This is a genomic window from Anaerotignum neopropionicum, from assembly GCF_001571775.1.
Taxonomy (GTDB): domain Bacteria; phylum Bacillota; class Clostridia; order Lachnospirales; family Anaerotignaceae; genus Chakrabartyella; species Chakrabartyella neopropionicum.
This window is the reverse complement of sequence record NZ_LRVM01000006.1, coordinates 66,447-87,828: the sequence shown is the minus strand read 5'-3', so window position 1 is coordinate 87,828 and position 21,382 is coordinate 66,447. Positions and strand designations below refer to the sequence as shown.

19 protein-coding genes and 1 other annotated feature are annotated in these 21,382 nt (G+C 41.8%); of the genes, 12 read left to right on the top strand and 7 right to left on the bottom strand.

The features are described 5' to 3' along the window. Nucleotides 1-19 precede the first annotated feature (19 nt). From dnaK to CLNEO_RS10195, 3 genes are all read left to right on the top strand, one after another. Nucleotides 20-1,852 (top strand): molecular chaperone DnaK, encoded by a 1,833-nt coding sequence (dnaK, locus tag CLNEO_RS10205; protein WP_066088292.1) that lies wholly within the window; start codon nucleotides 20-22, stop codon nucleotides 1,850-1,852. A gap of 88 nt (nucleotides 1,853-1,940) precedes the next feature. Next, nucleotides 1,941-3,101 (top strand): molecular chaperone DnaJ, encoded by a 1,161-nt coding sequence (gene dnaJ, locus CLNEO_RS10200; protein ID WP_066088289.1) that lies wholly within the window; start codon nucleotides 1,941-1,943, stop codon nucleotides 3,099-3,101. Nucleotides 3,102-3,511: 410 nt separating this feature from the next. Continuing rightward, nucleotides 3,512-4,384, top strand: a complete 873-nt coding sequence (locus CLNEO_RS10195) for a cation diffusion facilitator family transporter (protein ID WP_066088568.1) — start codon at nucleotides 3,512-3,514, stop codon at nucleotides 4,382-4,384. A 42-nt stretch (nucleotides 4,385-4,426) separates the two neighbouring features. Here the strand turns inward: CLNEO_RS10195 and CLNEO_RS10190 are convergent, their stop codons facing one another. Then, nucleotides 4,427-5,839 carry an aminotransferase-like domain-containing protein gene (locus CLNEO_RS10190; RefSeq protein WP_066088287.1) on the bottom strand — a complete coding sequence of 471 codons (1,413 nt, stop codon included), beginning with the start codon at nucleotides 5,837-5,839 and terminating at the stop codon, nucleotides 4,427-4,429. 117 nt (nucleotides 5,840-5,956) lie between these two features. Between CLNEO_RS10190 and CLNEO_RS10185 the strand changes: the two genes are divergently transcribed. The 8 genes from CLNEO_RS10185 to trpA all read left to right on the top strand — a co-directional run bounded on the left by CLNEO_RS10185 (nucleotide 5,957) and on the right by trpA (nucleotide 13,574). Next, nucleotides 5,957-6,736: a PhzF family phenazine biosynthesis protein gene (locus tag CLNEO_RS10185; protein ID WP_066088284.1), complete on the top strand. Its 780-nt coding sequence runs from the start codon at nucleotides 5,957-5,959 to the stop codon at nucleotides 6,734-6,736. A gap of 78 nt (nucleotides 6,737-6,814) precedes the next feature. Further along, nucleotides 6,815-7,072: a binding site (T-box leader), on the top strand. A gap of 50 nt (nucleotides 7,073-7,122) precedes the next feature. Then, on the top strand, nucleotides 7,123-8,586 hold the full coding sequence (gene trpE, locus CLNEO_RS10180; protein WP_066088565.1) for an anthranilate synthase component I: 1,464 nt from the start codon (nucleotides 7,123-7,125) through the stop codon (nucleotides 8,584-8,586). Then, nucleotides 8,583-9,146, top strand: coding sequence for an anthranilate synthase component II (locus CLNEO_RS10175; protein WP_066088281.1), 564 nt, complete (start codon nucleotides 8,583-8,585; stop codon nucleotides 9,144-9,146). The genes trpE and CLNEO_RS10175 overlap by 4 nt, the downstream gene beginning before the upstream one ends. A 14-nt stretch (nucleotides 9,147-9,160) precedes the next feature. Further along, nucleotides 9,161-10,171 carry an anthranilate phosphoribosyltransferase gene (trpD, locus tag CLNEO_RS10170; protein ID WP_066088279.1) on the top strand — a complete coding sequence of 337 codons (1,011 nt, stop codon included), beginning with the start codon at nucleotides 9,161-9,163 and terminating at the stop codon, nucleotides 10,169-10,171. 17 nt (nucleotides 10,172-10,188) lie between these two features. Then, the gene (trpC, locus tag CLNEO_RS10165; RefSeq protein WP_066088276.1) at nucleotides 10,189-10,971 is read left to right on the top strand and encodes an indole-3-glycerol phosphate synthase TrpC; all 783 of its coding nucleotides are present in this window, start codon (nucleotides 10,189-10,191) and stop codon (nucleotides 10,969-10,971) included. Next, nucleotides 10,968-11,579 carry a phosphoribosylanthranilate isomerase gene (locus CLNEO_RS10160; protein WP_066088273.1) on the top strand — a complete coding sequence of 204 codons (612 nt, stop codon included), beginning with the start codon at nucleotides 10,968-10,970 and terminating at the stop codon, nucleotides 11,577-11,579. Before trpC ends, CLNEO_RS10160 begins: the two co-directional genes overlap by 4 nt. A gap of 17 nt (nucleotides 11,580-11,596) precedes the next feature. Continuing rightward, on the top strand, nucleotides 11,597-12,787 hold the full coding sequence (gene trpB, locus CLNEO_RS10155; RefSeq protein ID WP_066088270.1) for a tryptophan synthase subunit beta: 1,191 nt from the start codon (nucleotides 11,597-11,599) through the stop codon (nucleotides 12,785-12,787). After that, the gene (trpA, locus tag CLNEO_RS10150; protein WP_066088266.1) at nucleotides 12,780-13,574 is read left to right on the top strand and encodes a tryptophan synthase subunit alpha; all 795 of its coding nucleotides are present in this window, start codon (nucleotides 12,780-12,782) and stop codon (nucleotides 13,572-13,574) included. The genes trpB and trpA overlap by 8 nt, the downstream gene beginning before the upstream one ends. A gap of 121 nt (nucleotides 13,575-13,695) precedes the next feature. Here the strand turns inward: trpA and CLNEO_RS10145 are convergent, their stop codons facing one another. From CLNEO_RS10145 to CLNEO_RS10135, 3 genes are read right to left on the bottom strand one after another with little or no spacing between them, the layout of a single operon-like run. Further along, nucleotides 13,696-14,169 (bottom strand): low molecular weight protein-tyrosine-phosphatase, encoded by a 474-nt coding sequence (locus tag CLNEO_RS10145; protein WP_066088263.1) that lies wholly within the window; start codon nucleotides 14,167-14,169, stop codon nucleotides 13,696-13,698. Then, entirely contained in the window at nucleotides 14,166-14,975 is an 810-nt protein-coding gene (locus CLNEO_RS10140) for a nitrilase-related carbon-nitrogen hydrolase (RefSeq protein WP_066088260.1), read from the bottom strand. The genes CLNEO_RS10145 and CLNEO_RS10140 overlap by 4 nt, the downstream gene beginning before the upstream one ends. Before the next feature lie 16 nt (nucleotides 14,976-14,991). Continuing rightward, entirely contained in the window at nucleotides 14,992-15,336 is a 345-nt protein-coding gene (locus CLNEO_RS10135; protein ID WP_334292153.1) for an arsenate reductase family protein, read from the bottom strand. A 299-nt stretch (nucleotides 15,337-15,635) separates the two neighbouring features. Here CLNEO_RS10135 and CLNEO_RS10130 point away from each other — a divergent pair, with 299 nt between their 5' ends. Next, nucleotides 15,636-16,391, top strand: a complete 756-nt coding sequence (locus CLNEO_RS10130) for an exodeoxyribonuclease III (protein WP_066088254.1) — start codon at nucleotides 15,636-15,638, stop codon at nucleotides 16,389-16,391. Nucleotides 16,392-16,693: 302 nt separating this feature from the next. Here CLNEO_RS10130 and CLNEO_RS10125 read toward each other — a convergent pair whose 3' ends face one another. The 3 genes from CLNEO_RS10125 to htpG form a co-directional block, all read right to left on the bottom strand. After that, the gene (locus tag CLNEO_RS10125) at nucleotides 16,694-18,376 is read right to left on the bottom strand and encodes a carbon starvation CstA family protein (protein WP_066088249.1); all 1,683 of its coding nucleotides are present in this window, start codon (nucleotides 18,374-18,376) and stop codon (nucleotides 16,694-16,696) included. A 48-nt stretch (nucleotides 18,377-18,424) separates the two neighbouring features. Then, entirely contained in the window at nucleotides 18,425-18,925 is a 501-nt protein-coding gene (locus CLNEO_RS10120) for a hypothetical protein (RefSeq protein ID WP_066088247.1), read from the bottom strand. Nucleotides 18,926-19,358: 433 nt separating this feature from the next. Further along, nucleotides 19,359-21,377: a molecular chaperone HtpG gene (gene htpG, locus CLNEO_RS10115; protein WP_066088245.1), complete on the bottom strand. Its 2,019-nt coding sequence runs from the start codon at nucleotides 21,375-21,377 to the stop codon at nucleotides 19,359-19,361. Nucleotides 21,378-21,382 lie beyond the last annotated feature (5 nt).

The following is a 21,382-nucleotide window of genomic DNA, read 5'->3' as shown; positions in this document are numbered from 1 at the left end:
ATAATAGGAGGATAAAATTATGGGAAAAATTATTGGTATTGACTTGGGAACAACCAACTCTTGTGTGGCAGTGATGGAAGGCGGCCAGCCTGTTGTTATCGTAAACAGTGATGGTGCAAGAACAACACCCTCTGTTGTTGGTTTTGCAAAAAACGGTGAAAGACTGGTGGGCGAAACAGCAAAGCGCCAGGCCATTACAAACCCTGATAATACAATCAGCTCCATTAAAAGAAGAATGGGCGAGAATTATAAAGTAGATGTTGAAGGCAAAAGCTATTCCCCTCAGGAAATTTCTGCTATGGTTTTGCAGAAGCTGAAGGCAGATGCGGAAAGCTATTTAGGGGAAACTGTTTCTGAAGCAGTAATTACCGTTCCTGCATATTTTAATGATGCCCAAAGACAGGCAACAAAGGATGCAGGGCGTATTGCAGGTTTAGAAGTAAAGCGTATTATCAATGAGCCTACATCTGCTGCTTTGGCATATGGTTTGGATAATGAGCATGAGCAGAAAATTATGGTTTATGACTTGGGTGGCGGTACCTTTGACGTTTCCATTATTGAAATTGGTGACGGTGTAATTGAGGTTCTTTCCACGAATGGTAATACCCGTCTGGGTGGCGATGACTTTGACCAGAGAGTGATTGATTACTTAGTGGATGAATTTAAGAAGGCAGAAGCCATGGATTTGAGCAAGGATAAAATGGCTATGCAAAGATTGAAGGAAGCTGGGGAAAAGGCGAAAAAAGAGCTTTCCACAGTGACATCAACCAACATTAACCTGCCTTTCATTACCATGAATCAGGATGGCCCCAAGCACTTAGATATTACACTGACCAGAGCGAAATTCGACGAATTGACAGCAGACTTGGTAGACGGCACAATGGGTCCTGTTCGTCAGGCTTTGGCTGATGCTGGACTGAATGCAGGGGATGTTGACAAGGTATTGCTGGTTGGTGGTTCCACAAGAATTCCCGCGGTACAGGATGCTGTGAAAAAATATACAGGCAAAGATCCTTTCAAGGGCATTAACCCCGATGAATGTGTTGCTGTTGGTGCGGCAATTCAGGGTGGCAAATTAGCAGGAGATGAAGGTGCAGGCAGCGTACTGCTTTTGGACGTAACACCTCTGTCCTTGGGTATTGAAACATTGGGCGGTGTTGCAACAAAGCTTATCGACAGAAATACTACAATTCCTACAAATAAAAAACAGGTTTTCTCCACAGCAGAGGATAATCAGACAGCTGTTGATATTCATGTTGTACAGGGTGAAAGACCTTTGGCAAAGGACAACAAGACCTTGGGACGCTTTAAATTAGACGGTATTGCGCCTGCAAGACGTGGTATTCCTCAAGTTGAAGTAACCTTTGACATCGATGCCAACGGTATTGTAAATGTATCCGCCAAGGATTTGGGCACAGGCAAGGAGCAGAAAATCACAATTACTGCAGGTTCTAACCTCAGCGATGATGAAATTGAAAAGGCTGTTAAAGAAGCAGAGCAGTTCGCCGAAGCGGATAGAAAGAGAAAAGAAGCAATTGACGCCAAGAACGAAGCAGATTCTTTGATTTTCCAGACAGAAAAAACACTGGGCGAGCTGGAAGGCAAGCTGAGTGATGACGAAAAGAGTGCTGTTGATGCGGAACTCAACAAATTGAAGGATACAGCAAAGGATATGAACCCTGAAACAATGACTGAGGCTGACGTTGAGAATTTAAAAGCTGCAACAGAAGCATTGACACAGGAATTCTATAAAATTTCAGAAAAGCTGTATCAGCAGGCACAGGCTGCCCAGGGCGCAGAACCTAACGGCGGAGATCCGAATGTTGTTGACGGCGAAGGAAAAGAACTGTAAAATATAATGGTTATGCGTGGCAAGGGCGGATTTTCCGCCCCTGCTTTTGCTGTAAACAAGACCTGAAGAAATAAAGGTGGTGAGGAAGTTGGCAGAGAAAAGAGATTATTATGAAATTTTGGGGGTCAGCAAGGATGCATCTGATGCAGAGCTGAAAAAGGCTTATCGTAAGATGGCGGTAAAGTATCATCCTGACCAAAACCCCGATAATAAACAAGCGGAAGAAAAATTTAAGGAAGTCAATGAGGCTTATGAAGTTTTAAGTGATCCTCAAAAAAAAGCACAGTATGACCAGTTTGGGCATGCTGCCTTTGAACAAGGTGGCGCTGGTGGAGGCTTCTATGGTCAGGGCTTTGATATGGGGGATTTGGGAGATATTTTTGGCAGTATGTTTGGTTTTGGCGGCTTCGGAGGCAGCAGCAGCCGTAAAAGTGGGCCAAGACGGGGCAGTGATATCAATGTAAATATTCAACTTTCTTTTGAAGAAGCTGCGTTTGGCTGTACAAAAGAAATTTCTGTTGCCATATATGATGAATGTGAAACCTGTCATGGTAGTGGTGCAAAGGCTGGAACCCATGCGGAAAGCTGTCCTAGGTGTAATGGTACGGGTCAGGAGCGGTTTGTACAGCAGTCTATGTTTGGCTCGGTTACGTCTGTGCGTACTTGCGGTCAGTGTCATGGAACAGGTAAGATTATTAAGGAGCCTTGTACCACTTGTCATGGCACAGGGAAGGTGAAAAAGACCAAAAAATATGAGGTCAATATTCCGAAGGGCATTGATAACGGTCAGACCATTCGCTTGTCAAATAAAGGTGAAATTGGTGAAAATGGCGGCGGCTATGGGGATTTATTGGTAACGGTTTATATTCAGCCTGACCGTGTATTTGTCAGAAAGGGCTTTGATGTATATTGTGATGTTCCTATTTCTTTTGTGCAGGCAGCCTTGGGCGGAGAAATTACAATCAGAACCATTGACGGTGAGCAAAAATACACAGTGAAACCAGGCACACAGCCGGAAACAGTGGTAACCCTGCGGGGTGTGGGAATTCCAAACCTGAGAAACCCAAAGGTTCGCGGCAACCAGATTGTAACACTGAAAGTAAAAATTCCTACAGAATTGAGCGAAAAACAGAAGGATTTGCTGCGCCAGTTTTATCAAAGTGAGGCACCAGTAAGTCAAGACAATAAGAATGTAAGCGATGAAAAAAAGTCTTTTTCGGAAAAAATGAAGGGATTATTTAAAGAATAATCCTCCATTGTAGATAAAGTAAAACTTTGAGGGGTTTGCCTTTGTTCTGAGATTATTTATAGACGGATTCGTCTTTTCAATAAATAGTTTTTTGTGTTTTATTTACAGAAATAGGCTTAAATGCATTTTTTCAAGAGTGTTGATTTTGTCGGCACTCTTTTTTTGAAAGCCTTGAAAAAAAAGGCATGATGGATTATAATACAAAATAATGATCAGGCAATGGCGAATTTACCATGTAGCCGGCCAAGCAGCAGCAGTAAGCGCCTGTGGACATTTTTGTCCTGAAGGGCGTTATTTTTTTTAATATAAATTTTCTTGCTTGTTTTGTGATAGAATAATAGAAAGGGAAAATTGGAGGTTTTTATTTGGAGAAGGGAAAAAGTAGAGCTTTAGAAAATGAAAAAATTGTGATGAAGGTATCAATAAATAGTTTGGCTGTGAATGTGGCGCTATCCATTGGAAAGGTGCTTGCCGGTATAATTGCCGGTTCCGGTGCCATGGTTTCGGATGGTATTCACTCAGCATCAGATGTGTTTAGCACCCTTGTTGTGATGATTGGATACAAATTGTCGACAAGGGAGTCGGATGAAAAGCACCAGTATGGCCATGAGCGTATCGAGTGTGTAGCGGCATTGCTGCTTGCGGGTATTTTATGCGCAACGGGTATCGTAATTGGTTATGAAGGTCTTCAAAAAATAATTCATTCGGATACGTTAAATTTGGCAATCCCCGGGATATTGGCATTGGTGGCGGCCATTGCATCGATTGCAGTGAAGGAAGGGATGTATTGGTATACCAGAGGGGCCGCAAAAAAAGTGAATTCTGGTGCACTAATGGCAGATGCATGGCATCATCGTTCCGATGCTATGTCCTCTGTGGGAAGTATGGTGGGTATCATTGGTGCAAGAATGGGCTATGCAATCTGCGATCCGCTAGCCAGCGTGATTATCTGTATATTTATTGTAAAAGCCGCTTATGATATTTTTAAGGATGCAATTGATAAAATGCTTGATACGGCCTGCGATAAGGAAATTACCGAAAAAATGAAGGATGTTATTCTTACCCAGGACGGTGTAATGGGAATTGATCAGATGCAGACCCGTTTGTTTGGTGCAAGAATATATGTGGATGTAGAAATTGTGGCAAAGGGCGATATGACGTTAAATGAAGCACATACGATTGCGGAGCAGGTACATGAAGCAATCGAAAAGAATTTTGAGGACGTAAAACATTGTATGGTGCATGTTAACCCCAAGACCAATGATTTTGAAAAATTATGCTAAAAATAAAGGACTATTTCTCATTCAGAGATAGTCCTTTGGTGATTATATAATGATGGGGAAATCAGCTGTTTTTCCTTCTTCTTCAACAAGGAAATTTTTTAGTATTTTCAGCCCATATTCCAATTCTTCCGTCGTATTCGCCGAGGTGACGGCGATGCGTAGGTATTTCTCTTTTGGGGGTGTACCTACTAAAAAGCGGTTTGAGTGGAAAAGGTGCAGTCCTTTTTCTAATGCTAGACGCTCCATAGGGAAATTGTAAAGGCCAACAGAAAGGGGAAGCCAGCGGGAAAAGGATAAAGGCGTTGGCGTTATACCTGGAAAAAATTTCTCATAAGTTAAGTTTCGATTTAGGGCTTCCTTCCGCTTTTTTTCAATAATTTCAGTAGCAATTTCATTCTGTATCATATAAGCGGCAGTTTCTATGTTAATGGAGGATGTTTTGACATTAATATTAAAAATTCCGCGGGCAAGCAAAGAAGCAAAACCATGGGGGACGGATAAAATTGCCACCCGCAGCCCGGGACAAATTGCCTTGGAAAGACTTGCGATATAACAGCCCTCTTGAGGGCAAAAGGCCGAAATTGGTGTATAATCCTTGGGGGAGAGAAATGCATAAATATCATCCTCCAGCAAGGTAAGATGATGGGTTCTAATAATTTTTGCCAAGGCCTCCTTACGGGCGGTATCCATGATAGTCCCCGTTGGGTTACTGTAGGTGGGCACAAGATATACGCCTTGCAGCCCTTGCAGACGGCATTGCATTTCTAAATCCTCGGGGAGCATTCCCCTTTCATCGGCCTGAATGGGAACAAGCTTAATATTTAGCATGTTTGCAAGCTCAATAAAGTTGGAATAGGTGAATCGATCCGTAGCGATTTTATCTCCATGGTGAAAAAGGGTAATGAGAACAACGGCAAAAGCATTTTGTCCCCCTGTGGTAAAGAAAATGTCCTCGGGGTGTGGATGCAATCCGAATTTTGACAACCATTTTTCCGCAGCACTTTTTTGAAAGGGAGAGCCAAAGGGAGCGCTATAATCCAGCAAAGAGTCCGCGGATTTTTTGCGCAGTACCTTTTTTAATGCATCCTCTGTATAGTGATTGAATGCGTCAATGGGTTTAATTATGCCCATTTCAATGAGGGAGGGGCTTATTTTCGTATCCTGTATGGAGATGGAAACGCCTGCATTTGGTGCAACAAAGGTACCTCTGCCGACTACGGCATAAAGAAAGCCGTTGAGTTGACACTGCTTGAAGGCTTTTGTAACTGTGCTTAAATTGATATCCAAATAGTCGGCAAGCTCCCTTTGGGGCGGCAGCTTCGTGTGGGGTGCCAAAGTGCCGTTTTTGATATCCTGCTCCAATAGTTTTACCAAGGAAAGATATAGAGGTTGACATAATTTTGATTTTTCCGGCTTCCAAGACATGGGATAGTCCGTAAAGGAATTGACAGGCATTCCAGCACCTCCTTTTTGTATGGCAGACAATTTAATGATTGAAGCCATACAATTTGTGAAATATAATTGCATTATAAAGGAAATATATTTTGCTGACAAGGAAAGAGGGGATTTTTAATGAAATATTTTGTTGTGGATGCTTTTGCGGAAACTGTATTTGGGGGAAACCCAGCCGGCGTTTGTGTGCTTGAGGAACCTATTTCTGCTGAAATAATGCAAAGGATTGCCGCAGAAAACAATTTATCGGAAACTGCCTTTGTTTACAAAAAAGAGCTTGGAAAATATGATTTGAAATGGTTTACGCCAAAGGCGGAAATTGATCTTTGCGGCCATGCAACCCTGGGGACAGCTTTTGTTATAGCCAATTTTGTTGATATCCATGTGAAAGAGATGGAATTTTCCACATTAAGCGGAATTTTAACCGTTGCAAAAAGGGGGGGATTGTTCGAAATGGATTTTCCCAGCCGCATGCCCAAGGAAATCCCGGTGACGGAAGAAATGGAAAAAGCCATTGGAAGAAAGCCATTGGCGGCATATCTCTCCAGAGATTTGATCCTGCTATTGGAGGATGAAAAAGCAGTGGCACAGCTTGAGCCTGACTTTCTAAAGGTGCTGGCGCTTACAGAAGGTCTGGGTGTGGTGGTAACAGCAAAGGGAAGGGAATACGACTTTGTTTCTCGTTGCTTCTTTCCTAAATTGGGAGTAAATGAGGATCCTGTGACTGGTTCTGCCCACAGCAGCTTGATTCCTTTTTGGGCAAAGCGACTTGGAAAGGAAAGCATGGTGGCAGGGCAGGTTTCCCAAAGAAGCGGGGTATTGCATTGTAAGGATGGGGGCGAGCGGGTGCTCATTAGCGGTGGTGCGGTGCTGTATTTAAAAGGCGAGTTATTTGTGTAAATTTTACAAAAAAATTACAATTCGTTTTGATTCATTTACTTGACAGATGAAAAATCAAGTGTTACAATAAGCAAAATATTGAAACCGATGAGCAAGAAGAGTAGGCATAACAAATCACTTTCAGAGAGTCGCTGGCTGGTGTGAAGCGACAGTGTTGTTATTCCGAATGGACTTGTGAGGGCGGAAAGAAATCGCTATGGCGAGAGTAATGTCCGACGGGAACCCTGTCCGTTATCAGTGGGGTGTGTATGTTTGTACGCAAAAGGAGTGATCTGTATTTTTTGAATACAGGTAATTTGGGTGGTATCGCAGAAGCTATAAGCTTTTGTCCCTTGTATAGGGGACAAAGGCTTTTTTTATTACCAAAAATGGGAGGGAGAACCGATATGAGTATCAAACCAAACGCAGAAACAATCAGCAAGCTGGCAGAAAGCTATGACATTATCCCAATTTCAAAAGAGATTTATGCCGATGTCATCACACCAATTTCGCTTTTAAGAAGAATTTCCAATGGCTATCAACGCTTTTTTCTTCTGGAAAGCATTGAAGGGGGCGAAAAGTGGGGCAGATATTCCTTTCTGGGCTTTGACCCGATTATGAGAATCACCTGCAAAAACGGTACGGTTACCCTGGAAAGGGACGGAGAGCAAAGTCAAATAGATGAGGAGCCTTTTGCCGCACTTAGAGGGCTGATGCATGAGTATCAAGCGCCGAGGCTTCTTGATATGCCGCCCTTTGCAGGAGGTTTGGTTGGATATTTTGCTTACTCCATGATTGGCTATTGCGAGCCAACACTGAAGCTTTCTGAAAGTGAAATGGATGATTATGATTTCATGCTTTTTGATAAGGTGATTGCCTATGACCATCTAAAGCAAAAAATTCTGATTATTGTCAACATGAAAACGGACAATGTGCTTGAAAATTACGGTAAGGCGGTGTCGGATATTGAAAACCTTTCCGCTTTTATCACCGACTCTATGCCTACCCAAAAGGTATATGCCAAAAGCGTGCCCCACTTTACAAGCAATTTTACCCAAGAGGAGTTTTGCAAGGCGGTGGATACGGTGCGGGAATATATTTACGATGGAGACATTTTTCAAGCGGTGATTTCAAGACGATTTGAAACGGAATATCACGACAGTTTGCTAAACGCTTACAGAGTGCTCAGAACGACCAATCCTTCGCCCTATATGGTGTTTATGCAATGTGATGATAGCCAGATTATTTCCGCTTCCCCCGAAACGCTGGTGAAGCTTAGAAATGGGAAGCTTTCCACTTTTCCTATTGCAGGCTCAAGGCCAAGAGGCTTGAATGAGGAGGAGGATATGATCCTTGAGAGGGAACTGATAGCCGACGAAAAGGAACTTTCTGAGCACAATATGCTGGTGGATTTGGCAAGAAATGATATTGGAAAAATTGCAAAGCCATTATCGGTTTATGTGTCGGAATATATGAAGGTCATTAGATATTCGAAAATAATGCATATTTGCTCCGAGGTAAACGGAGAGCTAAAAGAAGATTTGGATGCCTATGATGCAATCAGCGCAATTCTTCCGGCGGGAACTCTTTCCGGTGCGCCAAAGGTGAGAGCTTGTGAAATCATTGAAGAAACAGAAAGGTGCCCTAGAGGCGTTTACGGCGGAGCATTGGGATACATTGATTTTACGGGGAATTTGGATACTTGCATTGGCATAAGAATGGCGGTCAAGAAAAACAATAGGGTTTACGTTCAAGCAGGGGCTGGAATTGTTGCCGACAGCGTGGGTGAAACGGAATTTTTGGAGAGCGAAAACAAGGCAAAGGCTGTAATCAATGCCATAGTGAACGCAAAGGAGGCGAACGATTTATGATCGTTGTAATAGATAATTTCGACAGCTTTACATACAATTTGGTTCAGCTTGCCTATCAATTTGACGAGGATATCAGAGTTTTCAGAAATGACAGCATTACACCGCAAGAAATTGATGCACTGCATCCCGACAGCATCATCATTTCCCCCGGCCCTTGCTACCCCCATGAGGCAGGAATCAGTGAGGACGTGATTCGGGAGCTTGGAGATAAGTACAAAATTTTAGGGGTATGCTTGGGGCATCAGGCAATCTGTGAGGTTTACGGTGGAAAAATAATTCATGCAAAAAAATTAATGCATGGAAAACAAAGTGAAATAAACATTAATAATTTGGCGGAAATTTTTAAAGGACTGCCCCAAAAAATGAAAGCGGCAAGGTATCATTCCCTTGTGGCGGAGAGAAATACAATACCCGATCGCCTTGAGATTCTTGGCGAGGTGGACAGCGAGGTTATGGCAGTAAAGGTCAAGGGGAAGCAAATTTACGGCTTGCAGTTTCACCCTGAGTCCATTCTTTCAGAGCACGGCGCAAGGATTATGAAGAATTTTTTGGATTTATGATAAGGAGGATTTATATGATAAAAGAAGCGATCAAGCTGGCAATAGAGGGGAAAAACATTTCTCCCGAAATGGCGGAAGAGGTCATGAACGAAATTATGACGGGAAACGCATCCGAAACTGAAATGGCGGCGTATTTGACAGCCCTTCGCATGAAGGGGGAAACCATTGATGAGATTACTGCAAGTGCAAAGGGAATGCGCAAGGCTTGTACAAGATTGCTCCATGAAAAGGATGTGCTTGAAATTGTGGGTACAGGCGGCGATGAAGCGTTTACATTTAATATTTCAACCATTTCAGCCTTTATAATCTCTGCGGCAGGCGTACCTGTTGCAAAGCACGGAAACAGAAGCGTTTCCAGCAAATGCGGCGCAGCGGACATTCTGGAGGGCTTAGGGGTAAACATTACAGCGGAAACCCAGGTGATGACAAAGTGCCTTGAGGAAAACAACATTTGCTTTATGTTTGCCCAGAAATACCATCCGTCCATGCGCTTTGTTGCACCTGTGAGAAAAAGCTTGGGTGTCAGAACCATTTTCAATATCCTTGGGCCCCTTGCAAATCCTGCAGGGGCAAACATGGAGCTGATGGGGGTTTATGACAAGGAGCTGGTACGTCCCCTTGCTCAGGTTATGTTAAATCTTGGAGTGAAATCGGGTATGGTAGTATGCGGGGATGATGGGCTGGATGAAATCACCATGACAACTACAACAACAGCTTGTGAAATACGCAACGGAAAGCTGAAAAACCGTGTGATTGACCCTGAGGATTACGGCTTTCAATACTGTGAGCCATCAGCCCTTGTGGGGGGGAATCCAGAGGAAAACAAGATCATTGCCTTGGATATTCTTTCGGGGAAAGAACGGGGGGCAAAGCGGGATGTGGTGCTCTTGAATTCGGCGGTTTCTCTCTATATTGCGGAAAAATGTGACAGTATTCAGGCCGGCATTGCCCTTGCAAACGCAATGTTAGATAGTGGCAAGGCTATGGCGAAGCTTGAGGCCTTTATAATGGCAACCAACGGCTGATTGGAAGGAGGCAAACAATGATTCTGGATGATCTTGCTCTTAGCACGTTAAAGCGTGTGGAAGAACAGAAAAAAGTGATCTCTTTGGAGGAAATGAAAGACCTTGGGAAAAACGTGAAAGCAACAGCACCCTTTGCCTTTGAAAAAGCGCTGCGTAAAGACAGCCTTGCCTTTATTTGCGAGGTGAAAAAAGCAAGTCCTTCAAAAAGCGTAATTGCCAAGGATTTTCCTTATTTAGAAATTGCGAAGGAATATGCCCAGGCGGGCGGGGATTGTATTTCCGTGCTTACGGAGCCAACGAAATTTCTAGGTCGGGACGAATATTTATGGGAAATCAGTAAACAGGTTCAAATTCCCCTTTTGCGCAAGGATTTTACGGTGGATGAATATATGATTTATCAAGGAAAGGCCTTGGGGGCTTCGGCAATACTACTGATTTGTGCTTTATTAGATACGGAGAAATTGAGAATGTATCTTGAAATTTGTGACAGCCTTGGGCTGAGTGCCCTTGTGGAGGCCCATGATGAAAAAGAGATTGCCTCGGCGGTGAAGGCGGGGGCAAGGGTAATTGGTGTAAACAATCGAAATTTGAAGGACTTTACTGTGGATATTCATAACTGCATCAGGCTGAAAAAACATATTCCAAATGATGTAATTTATGTTGCGGAAAGCGGCATCAAAACTGCCCAGGATATTGCTGAAATAAGAAATGCAGGTATCGATGCTGTTTTGATTGGCGAAACCTTAATGCGGGCGAAAAATAAGAAGAAAGAGCTTGATGCTCTGAAAGGAGCGCTATGAAAATTAAAATCTGCGGCTTAAGCCGCGAAGAAGATATTACAATGGCAAATTTATACAAGCCTCATTTTATTGGGTTTGTGTTTTATCCTCCCAGCCGCAGATATGTTACCCCCCAAAAAGCGGCAGAATTGAAAAAATTGCTTCATTCAGGCATAAAAGCCGTAGGGGTATTTGTAAATGGGGAGATCTCTTTGATTGAAAGTCTGTGTTCTCAAGGAATTATAGATATGGTTCAACTTCATGGGGATGAGGATGAGGAGTACATGATACGGTTAAAGGAGGTTATTCAAAAGCCCATTATCAAGGCGGTCAGAGTAAAAAATGCGGAGGAAATTCTTGCGGCGGAAGCACTTCCGTGTGAGTATCTTTTATTAGATACCTTCCACGAGCGCAATTATGGCGGAAGCGGAGAAACCTTTGACCATAGAATCATTCCGCCAATCAAAAAGCCTTATTTTCTTGCAGGGGGGTTAAATGCGAGTAACATTGGCAAGGCGGGAAGAACCTGCAATCCCTTTGCATTTGATGTAAGCAGCGGTTGTGAAACCCAGGGGTATAAGGATGAGATGAAATTTATGGGCGTGGTGGCCCTTGCAAAACTATTATAAAAGGAAGGATTGATTTTATGACTGAAATAAACGGAAGATTTGGAGCGTTCGGTGGGCAATTTATTCCCGAAACCTTGATGAACGCTGTGATTGAGCTGGAGGAGGCTTATAATAAATACAAGGATGACCCTGAATTTGTGGCGGAGCTTGCGGATTTATTCAACAACTTTGCGGGGCGTCCGTCAAATCTTTATTATGCCAAGCATATGACACAAAATCTTGGCGGTGCAAAGATTTATTTGAAGCGTGAGGATTTGAACCATACCGGTTCCCACAAGATAAATAACGTGTTGGGGCAGGTGCTGCTTGCAAAGAAAATGGGAAAAACAAGAATTATTGCAGAAACAGGCGCAGGGCAGCATGGTGTTGCAACGGCTACGGCAGCGGCACTCATGGGGTTGGAATGTGAAGTTTATATGGGAAAGCATGATACAGACCGACAGGCGCTCAATGTTTACCGTATGGAGCTGTTGGGGGCGAAGGTTCACTCTGTAACCAGCGGAACTATGACACTGAAAGATGCCGTAAATGAAACTTTTCGGGAATGGACAAAAAGAATTGATGATACCCATTATGTTTTGGGTTCGGTTATGGGGCCCCATCCTTTTCCATTGATTGTGCGGGATTTTCAAGCGGTCATCAGCAAGGAAATTAAGGCGCAGATGCTGGAGAAGGAAGGCAAGCTGCCCGATGCAGTCATTGCTTGCGTGGGCGGCGGAAGCAACGCCATGGGTGCGTTTTACAACTTTATTGAGGATAAAGCTGTGAGGTTGATTGGATGTGAGGCGGCGGGGCTTGGTGTTGATACAAAGGATACTGCCGCAACCATGGCAACGGGAAGCGTTGGCATTTTCCATGGAATGAAGTCCTATTTTTGCCAAGACGAATATGGGCAGATTGCGCCTGTATATTCTATTTCTGCTGGGTTGGACTATCCCGGGATAGGGCCGGAACATGCGTATTTAAGGGATACAGGCAGAGCGGAATATGTGCCTGTAACCGATGATGAAGCGGTGGAAGCCTTTGAATATCTTTCAAGAATTGAGGGGATTATTCCTGCAATTGAAAGCGCTCATGCAATTTCCTATGCGATGAAGCTTGCGCCCACAATGAAGGCAGACCAAATTATTGTAGTGAATGTTTCCGGGCGAGGGGACAAAGACGTTGCGGCAATCGCAAGATACAAGGGGGTTGAAATTTATGAATAATACTACTGCACAAAATTATATAGATAATGCTTTTTCTCAGGGAAAAGCGTTTATTCCGTTTATTACCTGCGGTGATCCCGATCTTGAAACCACGGAAAAATTGGTATATGCCATGGAAAAAGCAGGAGCAGATTTGATTGAATTGGGCATTCCTTTTTCTGACCCTGTTGCCGAAGGGCCGGTGATTCAAGAAGCAAGCGAGCGTGCGTTAAAGAATGGGGTAACAACGGATAAAATTTTTGAAATGGTGCAAAAAATCAGAGAAAATTCTTTTGTACCACTTGCATTTATGACCTATGCAAACCCTGTTTTTACCTATGGACTTGACAAATTTCTTTCGAGATGTAAGGAAAATGGAATTTGCTGTGTGATTCTTCCGGATATTCCCTTTGAAGAAAAGGGAGAAATGCTGGATAAATTTCAGGAATATGGCGTGAAAATGATTTCACTGATTGCGCCTACATCAAAGGATAGAATCAGCAAAATTGCGGCGGGGGCAGAGGGCTTTGTTTACTGTGTTTCTTCCTTGGGCGTTACAGGTACAAGAACGGAAATTACAACGGATATTGCAGCGATGGTTGAAGGCGTTAAGGAAGTGAATGCCCTTCCGTGTGCCATTGGCTTTGGCATTTCAAGTCCGGAAACTGCCGCAAAAATGAGCAGGGTTTCAGACGGTGTTATTGTGGGCAGTGCAATAGTGAAAATTATCGGTGTCCATGGCAGGGACTGTATTGAGCCTGTTTGTAATTTTGTGAGAGAATTGAAGGACGCAATGGCAAAGCAGTGATTTCATATTAAAAAGCCCAAATTGCGAAAGTTTCCAAGCTGATTTTATGGAAAAGAGCAACTGGGCTTTCCCTTTTTTCATACTAAGCGGTTTGCTTTGACGAACCCATTTTGAGGTGTGTCTATGTATTTTGCTGCAAGTGGTGGCTTATAACGAAAGCAAGAAAAGCCTCCAAACCCTCCATAATATCCCCCTGGGTAATATCAAAATTGCCTGTATACCAAGGATCGGCAATATCTCTGGGGCGAGAGGAAAAATCCAAGAGGCGGTACACTTTCTTTTGGGGATCGTCACTCAAAATACGCATTAGATTTTTATTATTATACTCATCCATGACCAGCAAATAATCAAAGGCCTCATAATCCTGCTTTGTTACTTGTCTTGCGGTTTTGTCGCTGCAATCAATGCCCAAGGAGGAAAGCTTTTTCTTTGCCGGGGGATACACGCCATTACCAATTTCTTCACGGCTGGTAGCGGCAGAGGCAACAAAAAAATCACGATGTAATCCTTTTTTTATGAGTAAATCTCGGAACAGAAATTCAGCCATGGGGGAACGACAAATATTTCCATGGCAAATAAAAAGCACACGAATCATAAAAAACCCCTTTCATTTTTGGGTTGCAAAAGTTTGCAATATAGGTCGGGTTTTCGATCGGCCTTTAATGGAAATTTTTTTCGACAAGTCAAGGCTTCCTCGGGGAAAATATCTACAGTGGTAAGACCGGTTTCTTCTTTTGCTTGGGCAAGAATTATTCCGCGAGGGGAGATTACCATACTATCGCCAAAATATTCAAGGCCCCCTCCGTTGCCTGTGCGGTTAACACCAACGACAAAGGCTTGATTTTCCATAGCCCGTGCCTTTAACAGCACAGCCCAATCCTCCCTGCGGGAAATGGGCCAATTGGCAATCACCACCAACAAGGTGCTTGTTTGGGATGCAATCTGAAAAATTTCGGGAAACCGCAAGTCGTAGCACACAAAAGGAGTTGTAATAAATTCTTTTATCATGCAGGAAGCAAGACTTGTTCCACCTTGATAAAACTTGGCCTCAGTACCAAAGGAAAAAGGGTGGATTTTTGCGTAGTCAGCAAGAAGATCCCCTGTTTCAGAGAAAATAACACAATGGTTTTCTGCTTTTTCCAAGCTCAAAAGCGGCAAGCCAAAGCAAATTGCCATTTTATGCAGCATTGCATTTTTTTTAAAAAATTGTAGGGTTTCACTGTTGCTGAAATCTTCGGCCAATTCCTTTGTTTTTATGGTAAAGCCGGTTAAGGTCATTTCGGGGAAAACCAAAAAATCTACCTGCGCCTTTGCAGCAGAAAAAATCATTTCCTCACAAAGTTTTTTGGCATATTCTTTATTTTCAAAGCCTACATCCAATTGTCCTAGTCCTATGCGCATAGGATCACCTCCTTGTCTAGTTCCATTCTTGCCAAATATCAGGGCAGTAGCCCAAAGTAAAGGCTTTTCCGTTTCTTACAATGGGGGTCATGAAAAGACTGGGATTTTCAAACAAGGTGTCTTCCCGCTTACTTTCGTCGATATAATCCATATACAAGGCTTGATAGGCCTTTGCCTTTCGGTCTATCATGGTTTCAACAGGAAGGCAGCGTTTTGCGGCCTCAAAAATGCTTTTACTGATACCATATTCATGAATATCAATATATTGATAGGATATTTTTCGCTCTTTAAAATAACGCTCAGCCTTTTTTGTGTCGAAATTTTTTTTGGAGCCATAGATTTGTATATTCAAAATGCTCACTCCTTTCGGTCTTATTTAATTTTAGACTAAATTACAGTAAGAAACAAGTCCAAGAACAGGGAAAGAATGATTCTTTGATTTTGTTGATAAAAGAATATAAAGCAGAAAATACATTGGAAAGGAAAAATTTTCGGTAAATTATTTGGCGGTGCTCACTTAAAAAGGTGATGATTGATTTTTATATGTAAAGTAGTTGAAAAAACTGCTTATTATGATAGAATTGTAATATCGTTTAACCATAAGGATATTTTATCTGGAATACGGTTTTGATAAAATGAAAAGAGAGGATGGTGTTTCAGTTGAAGATGATTTCATGGAATGTGAATGGCTTACGTGCCGCAGTGGGCAAAGGCTTTCGGGATTATTTTGAGGATGTAGATGCAGATATTTTTTCGTTGCAGGAAACGAAGCTTCAAGAGGGCCAGATTGAACTGGAAACCCAGGGATATTTTCAATATTGGAATTACGCCCAGAAAAAGGGCTATTCGGGAGTAGCTGTTTTTACTAAGAAGGAACCTTTGGCGGTTTCCTATGGAATTGGGATTGCTGCCCATGATATGGAAGGAAGAGTAATTACATTGGAATTTGAAGAATTCTATCATATAACGGTGTATACACCCAATTCTCAACAGGAAAACGCAAGACTTGATTACCGCATGGAATGGGAAGATGCTTTTCGGGTGTATGTTTTGAATTTAGACAAGGAAAAACCTGTTATTATTTGTGGAGATTTGAATGTTGCCCATAATGAGATAGACTTGAAAAATCCATCTACCAATCGGCACAATGCCGGATTTACCGATGAGGAGCGAGGGAAATTTTCAGAGCTTTTGGGTGCGGGCTTTATTGATACATTTCGTTTTTTATACCCTGATGCAACCGGAGCGTATTCTTGGTGGAGCTATCGTTTTAATGCAAGAAAGAATAATGCGGGGTGGCGGATTGATTATTATGTGGTTTCTAAAAGGCTTAAGGAAAAGCTGATTGACGCAAAGATTCACAGCAATATTATGGGGTCTGACCATTGCCCTGTGGAATTGGAAATTCAGCTTTGATTTAAATGATAAAAGAAAGAGGGTGATCAAAAGTCATGAATGGCTTTAGGGTAGCCTCTTTTTTTTCGACAATGTAACAAAGATTATTTTGCCTTTTTTGTTCATGGTAGCGAAGGGATATAAAAGCAAAGGGAAAAAAGATAGGTAGAGATAGCAGAAATGAATTCCCACGAAGTTTTGAAGCGTTTAAATCACGAAAAGAGTTTGAGGGAAAAGAAAAGGATGCCCCTGCTGATAAGTTTTTTAACTTACAGTTTGGGACATCCGTTTTCCATCATCTATATTTTTGTTTTTAATGAATTTTATGCAGTTTTTTTGTTACCAAAAATTACCCGACAACCTTCCACTGCCAGATCAATTGCCAATGCAATTAATAAAACAATGAATATAATCTGCAGACCCTCTGCGGACATGGTTGCGGTTCCCGCTGAAAAGGCTTTTACGTTCTTGATCAGTGTGATAACTAATGCACTGATTGTTGCAACCAGCATGAATACCATTGGGATTATGAACATTTTGTTGTTCTTACCAATGTTACCCAACCAAGCAGCAGCAGCCAACAGAGCCAAAGCTGCAAGCAGCTGGTTTGCAGAACCGAACAAAGGCCAAATCTTTGCATAGCCGCCAACAGCCATAAGACCGCCGATAATAACGGTAACCAGGGTTGCAAAGTAAGGGTTAGCACATACTTTTTTGAAACCAGTTAATGTATGAGGGTCGGTGCCTTCTGGAATAAAGAATTCCTGGAACATGTATCTTGCAAGTCTTGTTGCTGTGTCCAGGGATGTCAAACAGAAAGCGGATACAGCTAAAATAATGATTGCGTATGCTACGTTATAAGCGGATTCCAAACCAATGGAAGCGATCATAGTTGCAATGCCTGTTGCAAAAATTTGTGTGGGTGTGCCTTTAGGCATAGCACCATCAGCAAAAAGAATACCTACTGTAATCAAGGCGATAACTGCCAAACCACATTCGATTAACATACCTCCGTAACCAATAACCTTAGCATCCTTTTCGGAGTCAAGCTGTTTGGAAGTTGTACCTGAACCAACTAAGCTATGGAAACCGGAAATTGCACCGCAGGCAACAGTGATAAACAACATAGGGAACAATTGACTATTGCCGTTAATACCCGCAAAGCCTGTGAATGCAGGCAGGTTGATTGTAGGGTGACTGCCAACTACACCGATGATAGCTGCAATCATCATGCCATAGAGTAAAAATGAATTTAAATAATCTCTTGGCTGCAGCAATATCCAAACCGGCGTTACAGAAGCGATGAAGATGTAAATTAAAATAATAACTAACCATGCTGTTCCGGATAAATAAATGGGGAAATTCAAACCAATGGCAATACAAGCAATAATAGCAATGACACCAACAACGGTTGCCACACTAAGAGGTGCGTTTTTACGATAAACCAAAGCACCGAAAATAATTGCTATTAAAATAAATAATACCGAGATTGTTGCAGTGGAACCATTTGCGGGAACGAGTTCTCCCTCAGGGGTAAAGCCGTTGAAGGTTCCTACAACGATACTTGCAAATGCAGCAACTACCAGAAGCAGTGTCAAATAAGCAAAAATTAGAAACAGTTTTTTTGCTTTTGCGCCCACATTTTGCTCAATAACATGACCAATGGATTTTCCTTTGTGGCGGATAGATGCAAAAATTGATGAAAAGTCTTGTACGGCACCAAAGAAAATACCACCGATGAGGATCCAAAGCAATACAGGTACCCAGCCGAAGATAGCAGCCTGGATAGGGCCGTTGATTGGGCCAGCACCTGCGATGGATGCAAAATGGTGTCCCATTAATACAGGAGCTTTTGCAGGGACATAATCTACACCGTCCTGCTCTGTGTGTGAAGGTGTTTCTTTTGAGGGATCAACCCCCCATTCTTTTGCCAGCCAGCTGCCGTATGTAATGTATCCAACAAAAAGTACGACAATGGAGATAAGTAATAATACCAGTGAATTCATAAAATATCCTCCTTCCCAAGGTTATTCAAGAAAACAAAATATAGATGATTAAGATAAAATATTTTGCAGCAACGGCAGGAGCTCTTTTCCCCTTTTATTTGAGTAGACTTTTCCGTTGCTGAGGTCTACCGCAGCAATCCTCAGATGCATCCATCCATAGATGGAAAACAAATAGGTTTTATGGTACTTAGCTTTTTCTATTTCCTTGATTATTTCTTCTGGCAGTAAATCTGCCACGATAATTAACGTAACATAAGAATACATATGCTCGCTGTGGGGCTTAATTTGTGCTAAACCCAATTGAAGGACATCCTTTTTCAGGGATAAAAAATCATCAATGGTTGGAACATCTGCAAAAGCAAAATATGCATATTCGTTCATTTCTGTTGCCCAAATTTTAGCGGAATGAACCAAGACGTATTTTTCCTGGCGGGAGTGAAATTGTGCAATGGCGGGATATTGTCTTGTGTCAATATTGACATTGTATTGTATGTCAAAATATGTTTGATATGACGGCAATAGTTTTTCTAGGAATGTTTCTTTTGTCATATTTCACCTCCTGTTACAACTTGTTATTAGTAATTATACACTGTTTACAAGTGGTATTACAACTTCGAAAAATTTTTTTTAATCTTTTCGTCAACTTAATTACTTTAAACTGCTAAAATAAAATTTTAATGGTAATTTTTACAAAAAAATCTAATATTTTAAATAATTAATATGCAATATTCCTATGATATTTTCTATTTAAAATATATCATTGGATAAATTGATAAATCGCTAAAAAAATTGTAATAAGTAATGGCGTTCTATCTTCAAAATTTAAAAAAAATGCCGAAAAAACTGCAAAAAAAAAATAGCTTCGCCTAGGGGAGAGTAATTTGCAAACGAAGTATAAAAGCGGGACAATTTTGTCCTGCTTTTATACTTCGTTTTTTTGATTAGAAAAGTTTTATTCATATAATACAAAATTATTTGTATATTATTTATTTGCTTCAAAGAATGCTAGTTTTTCCAACAGCGTGTTACTACGGTCAATAAAATTTGTCATTTCCTCAGCTGTGAGGGAACGATGGCTCATAAGGGCCAGGTCATAGATATGATGGCATAATGTTTCAACATCCTGTTGCTTTTCTTCCTTTTCGCTCATATCTATCAGGTGTTTCACCAGGCCGTTGGAACGATTGAGGACTAAAGTTTCTTCGGGCTTAACTTCAGAAAACATTGCTTTTAAATCTTTCGCATTCCCGTATGCCTCCATCATTTCCATCATGCGTCGAGAGCTTTCGCTTAAAAGAAGCATGGCAGAAATGTTTACTGCTTTTAATGCTTCCACAGTAACCTTTAAGGAATCGTTATGCAAAAGGCTGCGGAATAATGTTTCCATTCGTGTATTTGTAAATTCGTCCGCCTGTTTTTTAGCCTCCGATTTTTCAGTATCTTCTTTTTTCTGCAAGGTATCTGTGATGTCAGCGTCTATACGCTGCAGCTTCACGCCGGAGTTTTTGTATTCCAAAAATGAAACAAAGGGTTTGTCTATGGAAGTAGAGAGAATTACGGCTTCCAGACCTTGCTCCTTAAACAGGCGGATATATTGCGCCTGCAAGTTTTCATCGGAAACAAAAAACAGCTTGTTTTCATGCTTTTCTTTATTCTTCTCCAAATATTCCCCAAGGGTTTCGTATGCATTATCGGTGGTTTTGAGCAATAGCGCATCCTTTACCTTATCGTAGAATTTTTCTTCCCGCATACAGCCATATTTGATGAAAATACCAATATCATCCCAGAAGCTTTCATATGTGGTGCGTTCATTTTTGAAGAGCTGCGTCAGCTTATCCGCAACTTTTTTTGTAATGTAGGTATTCATTTTTTCAACATAGCCATCATTTTGCAAAGCGCTGCGGGATACGTTTAAGGGCATGTCAGGGCAATCCAAAACGCCTTTTAGCAAAAGCAAAAATTCGGGAACGACTTCTTTAATGTTGTCTGCAATGTATACTTGATTGGAATAGAGCTTAATTTCCCCCGCCACAACGTCCATATGCTCAACCAGTTTAGGGAAGAACAAAATTCCTTTTAGACGGAAGGGGTAATCCATATTCAAATGAATCCAAAACAGAGGATCATTCATGTCAAAAAACACTTTATGATAGAAAGCTTTATATTCTTCATCGGTACAATCCTTCGGTTGCTTTTGCCACAGGGGGGTGGTGTCATTGAGCGGCTTAGGCTCCTGTGACTCTTCGGCATTTTTTGCTTCCAGCTTTTCTAAAGCATCCTCCTTTGTTAAGGTTTGTGCTTCTTCGGCAGACACATGGAGCGTATTGGATTCTTTTTTTGCAGCTGCTTTTTCTTCCTCAGTTGGTTCTTTGATAATTTCAACAAAAATAGGAACCGGCATAAAGGAACAATATTTCTGAAGGGCTGCATATAGGGTGGATTCCTCTAAAAATTCTTTTCCGTCCTCTCCTAAATGAAGGGTAATGGTAGTACCTCGTGTTTCCCTTGTTCCGCCATCCATTTCATAATCAATGCCGCCTTGACAAATCCATTTTGCGCCTTCGGCCCCTGTTTGATAGGAAAGGGTATCAATTTCAACTTGATCTGCGACCATAAAGGCGGAATAAAAGCCCAAACCAAAATGACCGATAATTTCATTTTCCTGTTCCGCCTTTTCTTGAAATTTTGCAAGAAAATCCGTTGCGCCGGAGAAGGCAATTTGGTTAATGTATTTTTTGATTTCATCGGCGGTCATACCGATACCATTGTCGATAATTTGAAGCGTTTGAAGATCTTGATTTAAAACAACGCGAATTTCAAATTTGTCATTCTCGGCAACTTCCGCCTGGCCCATGAGGACTAATTTTTGCAGCTTTGTAACGGCATCACAAGCATTGGATACCAATTCTCGAACGAAAATATCCTTGTCGGTATACAACCATTTTTTTATAATCGGCAGGAAATTTTCGCTGTTTATGGATAGATTTCCTTTTTCGTTCATGTTAC

Excerpts from the sequence above, each read along its gene's own strand:
- trpE (WP_066088565.1), top strand. The coding sequence starts at position 7,123 with ATGAGTATCAAACCAAACGCAGAAACAATCAGCAAGCTGGCAGAAAGC.
- trpB (WP_066088270.1), top strand. The coding sequence starts at position 11,597 with ATGACTGAAATAAACGGAAGATTTGGAGCGTTCGGTGGGCAATTTATT.
- CLNEO_RS10160 (WP_066088273.1), top strand. The coding sequence starts at position 10,968 with ATGAAAATTAAAATCTGCGGCTTAAGCCGCGAAGAAGATATTACAATG.
- CLNEO_RS10190 (WP_066088287.1), bottom strand. The coding sequence starts at position 5,839 with ATGCCTGTCAATTCCTTTACGGACTATCCCATGTCTTGGAAGCCGGAA.
- trpC (WP_066088276.1), top strand. The coding sequence starts at position 10,189 with ATGATTCTGGATGATCTTGCTCTTAGCACGTTAAAGCGTGTGGAAGAA.
- trpA (WP_066088266.1), top strand. The coding sequence starts at position 12,780 with ATGAATAATACTACTGCACAAAATTATATAGATAATGCTTTTTCTCAG.
- trpD (WP_066088279.1), top strand. The coding sequence starts at position 9,161 with ATGATAAAAGAAGCGATCAAGCTGGCAATAGAGGGGAAAAACATTTCT.
- CLNEO_RS10145 (WP_066088263.1), bottom strand. The coding sequence starts at position 14,169 with ATGATTCGTGTGCTTTTTATTTGCCATGGAAATATTTGTCGTTCCCCC.
- CLNEO_RS10175 (WP_066088281.1), top strand. The coding sequence starts at position 8,583 with ATGATCGTTGTAATAGATAATTTCGACAGCTTTACATACAATTTGGTT.
- htpG (WP_066088245.1), bottom strand. The coding sequence starts at position 21,377 with ATGAACGAAAAAGGAAATCTATCCATAAACAGCGAAAATTTCCTGCCG.
- CLNEO_RS10120 (WP_066088247.1), bottom strand. The coding sequence starts at position 18,925 with ATGACAAAAGAAACATTCCTAGAAAAACTATTGCCGTCATATCAAACA.
- CLNEO_RS10140 (WP_066088260.1), bottom strand. The coding sequence starts at position 14,975 with ATGCGCATAGGACTAGGACAATTGGATGTAGGCTTTGAAAATAAAGAA.
- CLNEO_RS10195 (WP_066088568.1), top strand. The coding sequence starts at position 3,512 with ATGAAGGTATCAATAAATAGTTTGGCTGTGAATGTGGCGCTATCCATT.
- CLNEO_RS10125 (WP_066088249.1), bottom strand. The coding sequence starts at position 18,376 with ATGAATTCACTGGTATTATTACTTATCTCCATTGTCGTACTTTTTGTT.
- dnaK (WP_066088292.1), top strand. The coding sequence starts at position 20 with ATGGGAAAAATTATTGGTATTGACTTGGGAACAACCAACTCTTGTGTG.
- CLNEO_RS10185 (WP_066088284.1), top strand. The coding sequence starts at position 5,957 with ATGAAATATTTTGTTGTGGATGCTTTTGCGGAAACTGTATTTGGGGGA.